Genomic DNA, 14,487 nt, shown 5'->3' on the forward strand with positions numbered 1-14,487 from the left:
ACGAGCACCGGCACCGAAAACAGTGGGCCGAACAACCCTGTGGACAACTGGGAGGTTGGGGAGAAACAGGCCTGAGACAGAGGACGACCCCCGCCAATGGGGGGAGGAGGCGGGGGCCGTCTGAGTTCAGCCCCGGGGGGTCGGGCTGAACTAGTTCGAACGAATCGAACAGCAACGATCTTACACCCGCCATCGGCGAGAAATGCAAGCCTGAGCTGCACTGAACTGCTGTTTTTCGCCGAAAGAGGACGCTTGCCGGAGAGCACACGAACCGCCTGTCGGACTATCCTCAATCCTGTGACCGACAAGCCTGCGAACGGACTGAAGACCGGGCGGACAGCCGCTTTCTTCGATTTGGACAAAACGATCATCGCGAAGTCGAGCACCCTGGCGTTCAGCAAGCCATTCTTCGCACAGGGTCTGATCAATCGACGCTCGGTTCTCAAGAGCAGCTATGCGCAATTCCTGTTTCTACTGTCCGGCGCCGATCACGATCAGATGGAGCGCATGCGCGAGCATCTGACGGCGATGTGTGCGGGCTGGGACGTGGAACAGGTGAAGGCCGTCGTCGCGGAGACTCTGCACGACATCGTCGATCCACTCGTCTTCGCCGAGGCGGCCGATCTGATCGCAGATCACAAGCTGCGTGGACACGACGTCATCGTCGTGTCTGCTTCGGGTGAAGAGATCGTCGCACCGATCGCCCGCGCCCTCGGCGCCACCCATTCCGTCGCGACGTCGATGAGGGAGGAAGACGGCCACTACACCGGCGAGGTGGACTTCTACTGCTACGGCCCCGGCAAGGTCGAAGCCATGGAAAAACTCGCCGCGGAGTACGGTTACGACCTCGCCGCCAGTTACGCCTACTCCGACTCGGTGACGGATTTACCCATGCTCGAGGCTGTCGGACATCCGACCGCAGTCAACCCCGATCGAGCGTTGCGCAAGGAAGCGGCCGTAAACGGTTGGCCCATACTGACTTTCTCGAATCCGGTCTCACTTCGTGCCCGATTGTCGGCCCAGTCCACGACCACGGTGGCTACTACCGCTGCGGTGGGAATCGCAGCTCTGGTGGCCGGCGCCATGACCTTCGGGCTACTGCGCCGGAAACGCTGAAATCCAAGGCCCACAAACAAAAATTGGTACTTGCTGTGAGCCCGGACACAGGGTACAAAGGAGTTACGGAAGAACGGAAGGCCAGGAACGGCTCGGAAGAGAAGGACCGTTTCCCCAACCGAAATTCCTAGCACGGGCACTAGGGCACCCACGCGGAGCACAAGCCACTATAAGGGCAGAAGCGTTGTGGGCCTGCGAGATTCGTTCAATTTGAGCGAGGACCCCGCACAGGTTGCGGGGACGACCTCAGAAAGTGCGATCCCTCGCCGAGGCCACCCACACAACCCACCGAGCACGCTTGGTAACGAGTAGTCCGTGCTGACGGGCGGCGAAGTCGATTTATCGGCAGCGCCGCCCGTTCGTTATGTTCCGGCAGGGGCAATTTGCCGGACTATCCGGTAGCGGCGTCGGCAATCGAAGTCGCCTCTCGCGCACCGGCTTCGAGAGCACCACAGCACAGAATCACCCAACTGCCGACGCCCGCCGGATTTCCCGAAGCGAATCCTGCCGCGCCGTCCGTGTACGCCTGTGGTCGCCGAAGCCAACTGACCTCGGGGACCCCGAGATTGTGCGGATCCAGCCCCGACGAGACCGCAACCAGACGCGAGGCCGCGCGGGCGACGATGCCGTCAGCGGTGCCGAACGGGCTCAGCGCCAAGAGTTCTCCGTGTACGACGGCCGCCAGAACAGGTGCCGGTGCACTGGTTCCGCCTGTAACGAGTTGGGCGAGAGCGTCCAACCGCTCCCCCACTCCGCGATCCGACCGTGGCCGCCCCAGTTGATCTGCGTCCTCGACGAGATCCGCCGCGGCCAACAGGTGCAGCCGGGCCAAAGCCTGAAGTGGGGCGCGCTTCCACGTCGACTCCATGAGCGGAAGGCTGTCGCCGTCGAGAGCCTGAGCCACGCGCAGAGCACCCGCGAGAATCGGATCACCGGCCATGCCCTCGGTCGGCAATTCGGTGGTGCCACCGGCGAGCGATGCGGAAGCGCGCGCGGCACGAACCGCGGCTTCGGCGGCAGTGGTGGGCCAACCGCGACGGTTGGTCTTGTGCCGATGAACCTCACCCAGAGCATCGCGCGCATGATCGGCGGCGGCGCGTACGCCTGGAAGATCGACGAGGGGCTGCAAGGGGTCCGTCACGATCAACGACGGTACCCTTGCAGCCCCTCTGCGGACTTGCCTACCTACCTGTTGCGTCAGCTTCCCAGCTTGATGGACCCACCGGGAATCGCGTCGAGCAACTTGCGGGTGTAGTCCTGTTGCGGATTACCGAACACGTCGTCGATCGGTGCCGATTCGACGATCGAGCCACGCGACATCACCAACACGTTGTCCGCGATCTGACGAACCACGGCCAGGTCGTGCGTGATGAAGAGGTACGTCAACCCGAACTCTGCCTGCAGGTCGTTGAGCAGGGTCAAGATCTGATCCTGCACGAGCACGTCGAGAGCGGAGACCGCCTCGTCGCAGATCACGACCTCCGGTTGCAGTGCCAACGCTCGCGCAATTGCGACGCGCTGACGCTGTCCGCCGGAGAGCTCGTTCGGGAACCGTCGCATGACCGACTGGGGCAGACCGACCTTGTCGAGAAGTTCGCGGACGCGAGCCTCCCGTTCGGCTTTGGTCCCGACCTTGTGGGTACGCAGCGGCTCTTCGATCGTGCGGTAGATCGAGTACATCGGGTCGAGCGTGCCGTAAGGGTTCTGGAAGATCGGCTGCACTCGACGACGGAACGCAAATGTTTCCTTCGCACCGAGTTTCGACACGTCCTGACCGTCGAAGACCACGTTGCCTGCAGTGGGCTCGAGCAGACCGAGGACCATCTGCGCGACCGTCGACTTACCGGAACCCGATTCACCGACGATCGCCGTCGTGGTTCCGCGGCGGACCTTGAAGGACACGTCGTTCACGGCTGTGAAGTCGGTGGTCTTGCGGAAACCCTTGCGCAGCTTGAACACCTTGGTCAGATGATCGACGACAAGAACGTCGTCGGTCGCCTTGCCGAAGGACTCTGCCGCAGTTTCCTCGGCCTTGACTGCTTCGGCGACCTCTTCCGCCTGTTCTCGAATCTCGGCGCGCACCACCGACGAGCTGAGTCGCTTCGACGCCAACGACGGCGCAGCAGCGACCAGCTTCTGCGTGTACGGATGCTGTGGACGCTTCAGAATCTCCAGTGCCGGACCGGATTCGACGATACGACCCTTGCTCATCACGATCAGATGCTCGGCGCGCTCGGCGGCCAGGCCCAGATCGTGAGTGATGAGAAGAACGGCGGTGCCGAGTTCCGTAGTCAGACCGTCGAGGTGGTCGAGGATCTGACGCTGGACGGTGACGTCGAGCGCCGACGTCGGCTCGTCCGCGATCAGGAGCTTCGGACGAGCGGACAACCCGATCGCGATGAGTGCGCGCTGACGCATACCGCCCGAGAACTCGTGCGGGTACTGCCCCAACCGGCTCTCGGCTTCGGCGAGTCCTGCCTCCTCGAGCAGTTCGGCGGCCCTAACCTTGGCTGCCTTGCCCTTGGCGATCCCGTTGGCGGCCAGTGCTTCCTCGATCTGGAAGCCCACTTTCCACACGGGATTCAGATTCGACATCGGGTCCTGCGGAACCAAACCGATCTGGCTTCCCCGGATGTGGACGAAGTCCTTCTCCGAGACCTTCGAGATGTCCTTGCCGTCGAAGATGATCTCGCCTGCCGTCACCTTGCCGGTGCCGGGAAGCAGATTGATGATCGAGTGGGCGGTGGTGGACTTACCCGAACCCGATTCGCCGACGATCGCGACCGTCTGACCCGGGTAGACGGTCAGGCTGACGCCTCGAACTGCCGGAACCGGACCGGAATTGGACTGGAAAGACACCTCGAGATCACGAATCTCGAGCAACGGAGTTTCCTCCGAGGTGAGAGTTTCCTTGGTGGTCATCGTGCTCACCGCTTCCGCGACTTGGGATCGAGGGCGTCGCGCAGAGCGTCACCCATCATGATGAATCCGAGAACGGTGATCGCCAAAGCCGTTGCCGGGTAGAACAGAATGGTCGAACCCTGACGCAGCGTCACCTGAGCGTTGCTGATGTCGCCGCCCCACGAAACCTCGGTGGACGGAAGACCGATACCGAGGAAGGACAGCGTCGCCTCGGCAACGATGTACGTACCGAGCGAGATGGTGGCGACCACGATGATGGGCGCCAACGAGTTCGGGATGACGTGGCGGATCAGTGTCTTGAGCTTCGAGACACCCAACGCTTCCGAGGCCATGACGTAATCGTTGTTCTTCGCCGAGATCACCGCGCCTCGAGCGATTCTTGCCATCTGCGGCCAGCCGAAGAGCGCCAGCACGCCGACGACGGTCCAGATGGTGCGATCGGTGAACAGCTGCATCAGGACGATGGCAGCCAGGATCAGCGGGATGCCGAAGAAGATGTCGGCGACGCGGGAGAGAATCGAATCGGTCCAGCCGCCGTAGAACCCGGACAGTGCACCGAAGATCACTCCGATCACCAGCACCGACGCCGTGACGCCGACGCCCACGAGTACGGATGCGCGAGCACCGTAGATGGTGCGCGAGTACACGTCACAGCCCTGGCGGTCGAAACCGAACCAGTGGCCGGAGGTCGGTCCCTGCATGCTGTAGGTGAGGTCGCAGAACCGCGGATCGGTACTCGTGAACAAGCTCGGAAACGCTGCGATGACGATGACCGCGAGGATGATGATCGTCGAGATGATGAACAGGGGGCGCTTGCGTAGGTCGCGCCACGCATCGGTCCACATGCTGGTCGGCGCCTGATCGAGTTTGACGGCGTCCGTCTCCCCCGGTGCCGCAACTTCGGGCGGTGCCACGAAATGACTTTGCCGGACGGCGCGTCCGGTCTTCACGGTCTCAGACATAGCGGATCCTCGGATCGAGCGCGGCGTACAAGAGGTCGACGAGCAGATTTGCGATCAGGTAGATCACGATCAGGATGGTGACGAACGAAACCACCGTCGGCGCTTCACCTCTGGTCACGGCCTGGTAGATCGTGCCGCCGACGCCGTTGATGTTGAAGATGCCCTCGGTGACGATGGCGCCGCCCATCAACGTTGCGAGGTCGGCACCCAGGAACGTGACCACGGGGATCAGCGAGTTGCGCAACACGTGCACGCGAACCACTCGTCCACGGGAAAGTCCCTTGGCGGTGGCAGTGCGCACGTAGTCGGCACTCAGGTTCTCCGCCACGGATGTTCGGGTCAGTCGCAGGACGTACGCGAACGAGACCGAACCCAGAACCAGGGCGGGGAGCAGGAGATTCTTGAAGCTGGTGTTGCCACCGACCGTCGGCGGGACGATGCCCCATTTGACGCCGATGAAGAACTGAGCCAGGAAGCCGATCACGAAGATCGGGATGGCGATGAGAACGAGGCTGAACAGCAGGACGGTGCTGTCGAAGAATCCGCCCTTACGCAGGCCTGCGATGAGGCCGAAGCCGACACCGAAGACGGTCTCGACGATCAGTGCCATGAAGGCAAGTTTCATCGTGATCGGAAATGCCTGTGCCAGAACTTCACTGACAGGTCGTCCGGAGAACGACGTGCCGAAGTCCAGCGTGAAGATGCCCTTCAGGTACAGCAGGTACTGCTGATAGAAGGGGAGATCGAGGTGGTAGCGCTCCCGAAGCTGTGCTGCCACAGCCGGACTGAGCGCCTTGTCGCCCGCCAACGCGGCAATCGGATCACCGGGAAGCAGGAAGACCATGGCGTAGATCAGAAGAGTGGCCCCGAGAAAAACCGGGATCATTTGAAGCACTCGGCGACCGATGTACCAGAGCATCGGATCACCTCCTTGTCGATGATCGTGTACGTCAGCGGACAGTCCGGTGTGAACACGAGTTCGGGACGGCAGGCAGGGCGCCTGCCGCCCCGAACTCACGTTTCAGATGCGGATCGTTCTACGCGTCAGTTCTTTTCGATGTCTTCGTAGACCGGAATGCCGTTCCAGCTGATGGTCACGTTGGAAACGTTCTCCGACCATCCACTGGCTGCGTTGCGGTACCACGTCGGAATTGCAGGCAGGTCCTTGAGCAGCACTTCCTGAGCCTGATCGAGCAGTTCCTGAGCCTTCGCCTTGTCCGTCTGGCCGGCCGATTCGCGCAGGAGGCGGTCGAACTCGGGGTTGGAGTACTCACCGTCGTTGGAGCTGCCGCCGGTCTGGTAGTTCTGCGCCAGGAAGCCGTACTGCTGCGGGTAGTCACCCTGCCAGCCGGAGCGGAACGCGCTCTGGATGGTGCGGTCGGTGGCTTCGGTGCGGATCTGCGCAAAGGTGGCGTACTGCTTGCCCTTTGCGTCGATGCCGAGCGTGTTGCGGATGCTGTTCGCCGTGGCGTCGACCCATTCCTGGTGTCCGCCGTCGGAGTTGTATCCGATCTCGAAGCTGCCGGACCACGGAGCGATGGCGTCGGCCTTGGCCCAAGCGGCCTTGGCTGCCTCGGGGTCGAACTTCAGGTTGCCGTTACCGGTCAGCGAGTCGTTCCAACCCTCGATTGCGGGGCTGGTGAAGTCGAGTGCAGGCGTCCTGGTCTTGTTGAAGATCTGCTGCGTGATCTGATCGCGGTTGATCGCCATCGAGATCGCCTGACGGCGGAGCATGCCCTCTTCACCACTGAAGTGCGCCAGGCGCCCCGGGATCGTGAACGTCTCGATGGTTGCCGACGGCTGGTTGACCGTGCGACCGGCAAGATCCGACTCGAAGGTCGTGACCGCGCTCGGCGGGACCTGGTCGAGAACGTCGACGTTGTTGGCGAGGAGATCCGTGTACGCCGTGTCGAGGCTGTTGTACATGATGAAGTCGACGCCGGCGTTCTTCGGCTTGCGGTTGCCGTTGTAGTCCGGGTTCACGACCGTGTCGATGCGGACGTTGTGCTGCCACGCGCCGGCGCCGTCGAGCTTGTACGGGCCGTTGCCGACCGGGTTCTCGCCGAATGCGGTCATGTCCTTGAACGCGACCTCGGGCAGCGGGTAGTACGCCGTGAAACCGAGGCGGTCGGGGAACGCCGACTCGGGCTGCTTGAGTTCGATGGTGAAGGTGGAGTCGTCCACAACCTTCAGACCCGACATCGTCTGAGCCGTCGGAACCTCGGCGGCAACTTCGTCGTAGCCCTTGATCGGATCGAAGAACGATGCCTGGATCTGAGCGTTGGTGGAGAGGGCTCCGAAGTTCCACGCGTCGACGAACGACTTCGCGGTGACGGGGGTGCCGTCCGTGAAGGTCCAACCGTCCTTGAGCTTGACGGTGAAGTTCTGACCGTCGGTGCTCTCGATGGACTCGGCAACCTCGTTCTCCGTGCCACCGTCGGCGGTGTACGAAACGAGACCGGCGAACAGGGAGTCGAGGACGCGGCCGCCCTGGTTCTCACTCGTGTTCGTGGGAATCAACGGGTTCTGGGGCTCGCCCGCCCAGGCGTTGACGACACCGCTGGACGATCCTCCCGACGAATCGCCGGACGAACATGCCGTGATCAGCACTGCCGTCATTCCGAGCGCGACCGCGCCGGTCGCTATGCGTGAGATACGCAAAGGAATTCCTTCCACATCTAAGTGACCCCGAGCATGCTCGCGGCCTGCCGACAGCCGTAACTGCCGGCGTCGTGTCGCCTACAACTGAAAGTGAACGTGACTTCGAGTTGTGGTCGAATAATGGTTTGACAATAGACACATCCGACGCGGGGCGCGCATCGCACCCATTGTCCGCAATTCCGAGGGAAATCTGTCCGCGCCCATTCACTCGTCGGCGGAAGCGACCACCCGTCGCATCAATTCGACCGATCGTCGCAGGACAACGGGTTGCAACGTGATGCAACGGTGCGTTTACGCGAGCTTGTGACTACCCTCACACGGAGTCAGAAAAGTGTCGATCAAAGTGGAAAGAAGGCCGTCAGCCATGACAAGCGCAGCCGAAACAGACGTCCCCCAGGCATATCCGTCGAGCGCAGAGTTCGCTGCGGCCGCCAACGCGGGACCGGAGTTGCAGGCTGCCGCAGATACCGACCGCCTCGCTTTCTGGGCGAATCAGGCTGAGCGCCTTCACTGGCACGAGAAATGGACCGACGTCCTCGACTGGACCGACGCCCCCGTCGCCAAGTGGTTCGTCGGCGGCAAACTCAACGTCGCCTACAACTGCGTCGACCGCCACGTCCTCGCCGGCAACGGCGACCGCGTCGCCATTCACTTCGAAGGCGAACCAGGCGATTCCCGGGATCTGACCTACAACGACCTCCTCGCCGAAGTCAGCCGCGCCGCAAACACTTTCACCGACCTCGGCCTCGTCGCCGGTGACCGCGTAGCGATCTACATGCCGATGATCCCCGAAGCGATCGTCACCATGCTCGCCTGCGCCCGCCTCGGCCTGACCCACTCGGTCGTCTTCGCCGGATTCTCCGCCACCGCCCTACGCTCACGCATCGACGACGCCCAAGCCAAACTCGTCGTCACCGTCGACGGCCAGTGGCGACGCGGCGCCGCAGCACCCATCAAGACAGCGGTCGACGAATCCGTCGCCGGAGCCGAATCCGTCCAGAACGTATTGGTGGTCAACCGGACCGGCATCGACGTCGAGTGGACCGACGGCCGCGACCTGTGGTGGCACGAAACCGTCGCACAGGCCTCACCCGAGCACGAGGCGCAGGCCTTCGACGCCGAGCATCCCCTGTTCATTCTCTACACCTCCGGCACCACCGGAAAGCCCAAGGGCATCATCCACACCTCCGGCGGCTACCTCACCCAGGCCTCGTACACCCACCACAACGTCTTCGATCACAAAGCGGGACAAGACGTCTACTGGTGCACCGCCGACATCGGCTGGGTCACCGGACACTCCTACATCGTCTACGGACCCCTCTCGAACGGCGTCACCCAGGTCGTCTACGAAGGCACCCCCAACTCCCCGAACGAGCACCGCCACTTCGACATCATCGAGAAGTACGGCGTCTCCATCTACTACACCGCCCCCACCCTCGTGCGGACGTTCATGAAGTGGGGCCGGGAAATCCCCGACGCCCACGACTTGTCTTCGATCCGTTTACTCGGATCTGTGGGCGAGCCCATCAACCCCGAAGCGTGGCGCTGGTTCCGAGAGGTCATCGGCGGCAACAAGGCCCCCATCGTCGACACCTGGTGGCAGACCGAGACCGGCGCGATCATGATCTCCCCGCTGCCCGGTATCACCGCCACCAAGCCCGGATCCGCGATGGCACCGCTGCCCGGTATCTCCGCCAAGATCGTCGACGACGACGCCAAGCCCCTCGGCCCCGGCGGCAACGGCTACCTCGTCCTCGACGAGCCGTGGCCGGCGATGCTCCGCGGCATCTGGGGCGACATGGACCGCTACCGCGACACCTACTGGTCCCGCTACGCCGAAGAAGGCTGGTACTTCGCCGGTGACGGCGCCAAGTACGACGACGACGGCGCACTCTGGGTCCTCGGCCGCGTCGACGACGTCATGAACGTCTCCGGTCACCGCATCTCCACCTCCGAGGTGGAATCAGCACTGGTGAACCATCACGGAGTCGCCGAAGCCGCCGTCGTCGGTGCCGCCGACGAGACCACCGGACAGGGCATCGTCGCGTTCGTCATCCTCCGTGAAGGCGTCGAGAACACCGGCGACGTCCTCATCGCCGAACTCAAGGCTCAGGTCTCCACCGACATCAGCCCCATCGCCAAACCGCGTCAGATCACGATCGTGCCGGAACTGCCGAAGACCCGGTCCGGCAAGATCATGCGCCGCCTCCTGCGCGACGTCGCCGAAGGCCGCGACCTCGGAGACACCTCGACCCTGGTCGACCCCAAGGTATTCGACGCCATCCGCGGCAAGTAGGGCCTTCGGCCCCTGTGCGCCTTTTTGGTAGTCCCCACTACCGGAAAGGCACACAGGGGCGAAGCCCCTCTCGCAACTTCACTTCCTCTTTCGACGTCAGCCAGGACTCCTCGGCTACGCGGATGTCTGCGGCAACCCTCTTGTGCAAGGACTTTCCGCGCGAGGAGAGAAACACGCGTACCTTCCGGCGATCGTCCTCCCCGACTTCGCGGTAGATGAGCGCGAGCGAGACCAACTTGTCCGCAACTCGCGTCAGCGTCGGAGCCGGTGTTCCCGTTCGATCGCGCAACTCAGCCATCGTCAGCCCCTCGGTCGACGCCAGGGCTTCGAGCGTCATCCAGTGATCGAGAGTGAGATTCTCTGCCGCCAGCGCCTTCTCCGCCGCTGCCGCGGCCATTCGAGCTGCTCGGACCAGCGCAGTCGTCAGCGACGCATCAAGAATTCCGGAGTCACTTTTTCCCACTGATCGCTCCCCCGCTGTTGCGCAGTTCACACTTCTCGGGCAATACTTTCAAATGAAATGATAGTAACCCAGGCCAGGCCGCTGACTCCCGATTCCGGCGGCGACGCATGAGCGCTACCGGCGCGCTCGAACGCGCGCGCAGCGCGGTGTGGCGCCTGGGCATGGTGCTTCCCCTCCAGGGACCTGCCGGACTGTTCGGCCCCTCCTGCGAAGCAATCAGCGAATTGGCCGCCCGCGACCTCAACAACTCCGGTGGCGTACTGGGACGCGAAGTCCAGATCGAAGTGATCGACGGCGGCGCTTCGCCGAGCGTCGTCGCAGCCCGCGTGCAACAGCTACTCGACGCAGGCGACATCGACGCGGTCAGCGGTTGGCACATCTCCTCTGTCCGCCACGCTCTTGCACCCGTGGTCGCGGACCGCATTCCGTACTCGTACACCTCGCTCTACGAGGGCGGCGAGGTCAGATCCGGAATCTACTGCTCCGGCGAAACACCACGGCAGCAGATCGCGCCGGCGCTGAAGTGGCTGCGCGACAACGTCGGAGCGCGTAAGTGGTTTGTCGTCGGGGACGACTACATTTGGCCGCACAGCTCTCTCGGAGCCGTGAGGCAATTCGCCACCGAACTCGATCTCAGCCTTGTCGGCGGTTCGTTTGTCGACCTGGGGCGCGGAAACATGAAGCAGTTGGTCGAGACCGTCTCGAACTCCGGTTGCGACGGCGTGATCATGCTCCTCGTCGGCCAGGACGCCGTCGATTTCAACCGCGCCTTCGCCCGCCGCGGCCTCGACGAGTCGATGATCCGGTTCAGCCCGTTGATGGAAGAGAACATGCTGCTCGCGAGCGGGCCGAGGGCAACCCGCAACCTGTTTGCCTCCGCCGCGTACTTCCGTTCGATGGTCGACGGCAACTCCATGGATCTTCTCGGGCGCTACGTTGCACTGCACGGCGCGCACGCTCCGGCGCTGAACAATGCCGCCGAATCGTGTTACGAAGGGATACATACCCTTTCGGCCCTGGTTCGACGCGCCGACAGCACTCATCCGCGTGACCTGGACGCCGTCGTCGAGGGTGCCGCGTACGACGGGCCTCGCGGAACCGTCGAGTTTCGTGATCGTGTTGCACGGCAGAAGATTCAGCTCGCCGTCGCCGACGGACTCGACTTCTCGATCATCGCAACGCTCTGAGATTTTCCCTGAGATCTCCCTCTTGACTTCTGTGGCGCGCATCACTTAGTTTCATTTGGAATCATTTCATTTGAAAGTAACCCGTCCCGAAGTAACCGTCCCGAAGTAACCGGAGGTGCCCGATGGGCAGTGTTGGTTTGCTTTACGTGGGAGCCGTCCTCTTCGTCAACGGACTGATGCTGCTCGGCACAGTTCCCGTTCGATCCGCCTCGGTCCTCAACCTCTTCGTCGGCGCACTTCAATGCGTCGTCCCCACCGTCATGTTGATTCAGGCTCAGGGAGATTCGAGTGCCGTCCTGGCGGCCTCAGGGCTCTATCTGTTCGGATTCACCTATCTCTACGTGGCATCAGCAATCTCGCCGGCTTCGAGCCGGAAGGAATCGGGTGGTTCTCGCTGTTCGTCGCGTGCGCCGCGCTCGTGTACTCCTTCCTCTCTTTCACAGTGAGCAACGACCCCGTCTTCGGGGTCATCTGGCTCGCATGGGCAGCGCTGTGGACGCTGTTCTTCCTGGTACTCGGGCTCGGCCGCGAGAATCTCAGTCGCTTCACCGGCTGGGCAGCGGTCCTCCTGAGCCAGCCCACGTGCACGGTCCCCGCATTTCTGATCCTGACCGACAACTTCCACACCACACCCGCCGTCGCGGCCGGTTGGGCCGGAGCACTTCTGGTTCTCCTGGGCCTGGCCAAGATCCTCGCTGCACCCAAAACCGCAGTACCCCAATCCCGTCCAGTCTTCAACTGATCGACACAACCAAGGAGTGAAAGACAATGCGACACGGTGACATCTCCTCGAGCAACGACACGGTCGGCGTAGCAGTGGTCAACTACAAGATGCCCCGCCTGCACGATCGCGCCGGCGTCCTCGAGAACGCGCGCAAGATCGCCGACATGATGATCGGCATGAAGACCGGCCTCCCCGGAATGGATCTGGTGGTCTTCCCCGAATACTCCACGCAGGGAATCATGTACAACGAAGAGGAGATGTACGCGACAGCAGCCACCATCCCGGGCGACGAGACCGCGATCTTCTCCGCAGCGTGCCGCGAAGCCGACACGTGGGGAATCTTCTCCATCACCGGCGAACAGCACGAAGACCACCCGAACAAGCCCCCGTACAACACGTTGATCCTCATCGACAACAAGGGCGAGATCGTTCAGAGGTACCGAAAGATCCTGCCCTGGTGCCCCATCGAAGGGTGGTACCCGGGAGACACGACGTATGTCACCGAAGGCCCGAAGGGGCTGAAGATCTCGCTCATCATCTGCGACGACGGCAACTACCCGGAGATCTGGCGCGACTGCGCGATGAAGGGTGCGGAACTGATCGTCCGTTGCCAGGGATACATGTACCCCGCCAAGGACCAGCAGGTAATGATGTCCAAGGCAATGGCCTGGGCCAACAATTGTTATGTGGCAGTTGCCAATGCGGCCGGATTCGACGGCGTCTACTCCTACTTCGGACACTCCGCGATCATCGGATTCGACGGCCGGACGCTGGGTGAAACCGGCGAAGAAGAATACGGAATCCAGTACGCGCAGCTTTCCGTCTCAGCCATTCGCGACGCACGCGAGAACGATCAGTCCCAGAACCACATCTTCAAACTCCTCCATCGCGGCTACTCCGGTGTCCACGCAGCAGGTGACGGAGACAAGGGCGTCGCGGACTGCCCGTTCGAGTTCTACAAGCTGTGGGTCACCGACGCCCAGAAGGCTCAGGAACGCGTCGAGGCCATCACCCGAGACACAGTGGGTGTAGCGGATTGTCGCGTCGGAAACCTGCCGGTCGAGAAGACAATCGAAGCGTAAGGATCTCACTGTGCCTTATATCACCGACATGCTCCATGACCGGAACAGTGCAGCAGCACCACCGCCGGCCGAGGAACGAACCGAACCCGTACCGGTCGGGGCCTTCGACGCTCGCAAGCTCTCGAAAGCCCTGAGTTCCAAGATCGTCGGACAACAGGCCGCCGTCGACGCAGTGGTTCGTGCGATTTCGATCGCGCATGTCGGTGCCACGGATCCGACGCGTCCGCTCGCAAACATCCTTCTCGTTGGCCCGACCGGCGTCGGCAAGACGGAATTGGTGCGGCGCGTGGCCGCAGAACTACGGTCAGGACCCGATGATCTGTGCCGCATCGACATGAATGCTCTTGCGCAAGAGCATTATGCGGCGTCATTCTCCGGGGCTCCACCTGGATATGCCGGTAGCAAGGAGTCCTTCACGCTGTTCGACAAGAACACCGTCGAGGGCGATCCGTACACCCCCGGAATCGTCCTGTTCGACGAAGTGGAGAAGGCCGACCCCACCGTGCTGCGTGCGCTCCTGCAGGTCCTCGACAACGGCGAACTCCGGTTGGCGAACGGTCAGCAGAAGATCTCGTTCCGCAACAGCTACGTGTTCCTGACCTCGAATCTCGGCTCTGCTGCGGTGGCAGAACGTCGGCGATCTCACCTGCGGCAGCTCGCCGATCGCGTCCGGATCGATCGACCGCGCCATGGTCATCATCTGGTGCAACGCGCGTTGGAGAAGTTCTTCGACCCCGAATTCTTCAACCGCATCGACGAAACCGTGATCCTCGACGAGTTCGACGAACAGACCGCGGAACAAGTGACCCGTCTCGAGATCGAACTGATCACGACTCGGTTGGCCAGGAGAGGCATCGACGTCGAGGTGGAGGACAGCGCCGTCGCCCTGTTGCAACGGCGCGGGTTCGACCCGGTGTACGGAGCACGTGGCCTGCGCCGGACCATCCGGAACGTCTTGGCCGACCCGGTGGCCGCCGCCGTTCTCGACCTTCGGCCGGTCGGGACGCAGCCACTCGCCTTGCAGGCGCGGGCAGTTGGTGATCAGATACAGGTAAAGAAAGTCCCATGAGTGCT

General features: G+C 62.6%; 11 protein-coding genes and 1 pseudogene. 6 read left to right on the forward strand and 6 right to left on the reverse strand.

The genetic code is table 11. The annotated features are described in order from the left end of the window. Positions 1-297: 297 nt before the first annotated feature. Entirely contained in the window at positions 298-1,116 is an 819-nt protein-coding gene (locus RhoBH5_RS20300; protein WP_073513331.1) for an HAD-IB family hydrolase, read from the forward strand. Between the two features lie 391 nt (positions 1,117-1,507). Here the strand turns inward: RhoBH5_RS20300 and RhoBH5_RS20305 are convergent, their stop codons facing one another. The 5 genes from RhoBH5_RS20305 to RhoBH5_RS20325 form a co-directional block, all read right to left on the reverse strand. Next, on the reverse strand, positions 1,508-2,257 hold the full coding sequence (locus RhoBH5_RS20305; protein WP_003946100.1) for a hypothetical protein: 750 nt from the start codon (positions 2,255-2,257) through the stop codon (positions 1,508-1,510). A gap of 56 nt (positions 2,258-2,313) precedes the next feature. Then, positions 2,314-4,038, reverse strand: coding sequence for a dipeptide ABC transporter ATP-binding protein (locus RhoBH5_RS20310; protein ID WP_154100279.1), 1,725 nt, complete (start codon positions 4,036-4,038; stop codon positions 2,314-2,316). Positions 4,039-4,043: 5 nt separating this feature from the next. Continuing rightward, positions 4,044-5,000 (reverse strand): ABC transporter permease, encoded by a 957-nt coding sequence (locus RhoBH5_RS20315; protein WP_019746638.1) that lies wholly within the window; start codon positions 4,998-5,000, stop codon positions 4,044-4,046. Then, on the reverse strand, positions 4,993-5,919 hold the full coding sequence (locus tag RhoBH5_RS20320) for an ABC transporter permease (RefSeq protein WP_003946101.1): 927 nt from the start codon (positions 5,917-5,919) through the stop codon (positions 4,993-4,995). Before RhoBH5_RS20320 ends, RhoBH5_RS20315 begins: the two co-directional genes overlap by 8 nt. A 125-nt stretch (positions 5,920-6,044) precedes the next feature. After that, the gene (locus tag RhoBH5_RS20325) at positions 6,045-7,661 is read right to left on the reverse strand and encodes a peptide ABC transporter substrate-binding protein (RefSeq protein WP_037132624.1); all 1,617 of its coding nucleotides are present in this window, start codon (positions 7,659-7,661) and stop codon (positions 6,045-6,047) included. Positions 7,662-8,025: 364 nt separating this feature from the next. On the opposite strand from RhoBH5_RS20325, the gene acs reads away from it, so the two are divergent. Beyond that, the gene (acs, locus tag RhoBH5_RS20330; protein ID WP_270008724.1) at positions 8,026-9,957 is read left to right on the forward strand and encodes an acetate--CoA ligase; all 1,932 of its coding nucleotides are present in this window, start codon (positions 8,026-8,028) and stop codon (positions 9,955-9,957) included. Between the two features lie 37 nt (positions 9,958-9,994). Here the strand turns inward: acs and RhoBH5_RS20335 are convergent, their stop codons facing one another. After that, complete coding sequence (locus RhoBH5_RS20335) at positions 9,995-10,420, reverse strand: MarR family transcriptional regulator (RefSeq protein ID WP_042446697.1); 426 nt, start codon at positions 10,418-10,420, stop codon at positions 9,995-9,997. Between the two features lie 107 nt (positions 10,421-10,527). On the opposite strand from RhoBH5_RS20335, the gene RhoBH5_RS20340 reads away from it, so the two are divergent. From RhoBH5_RS20340 to RhoBH5_RS20355, 4 genes and pseudogenes are all read left to right on the forward strand, one after another. After that, positions 10,528-11,607, forward strand: coding sequence for a substrate-binding domain-containing protein (locus RhoBH5_RS20340; protein WP_221742616.1), 1,080 nt, complete (start codon positions 10,528-10,530; stop codon positions 11,605-11,607). Between the two features lie 122 nt (positions 11,608-11,729). Further along, positions 11,730-12,349: pseudogene (locus tag RhoBH5_RS20345) on the forward strand (AmiS/UreI family transporter). 26 nt (positions 12,350-12,375) lie between these two features. Continuing rightward, positions 12,376-13,413 carry an aliphatic amidase gene (locus tag RhoBH5_RS20350; protein ID WP_003946093.1) on the forward strand — a complete coding sequence of 346 codons (1,038 nt, stop codon included), beginning with the start codon at positions 12,376-12,378 and terminating at the stop codon, positions 13,411-13,413. A gap of 10 nt (positions 13,414-13,423) precedes the next feature. Then, a complete protein-coding gene (locus RhoBH5_RS20355) occupies positions 13,424-14,482 on the forward strand; it encodes an AAA family ATPase (RefSeq protein WP_007732419.1) in 1,059 nt (352 codons plus the stop codon). Positions 14,483-14,487 lie beyond the last annotated feature (5 nt).

The sequence above is a fragment of the Rhodococcus sp. BH5 genome (genome assembly GCF_027583855.1).
Classification (GTDB): domain Bacteria; phylum Actinomycetota; class Actinomycetes; order Mycobacteriales; family Mycobacteriaceae; genus Rhodococcus_F; species Rhodococcus_F qingshengii.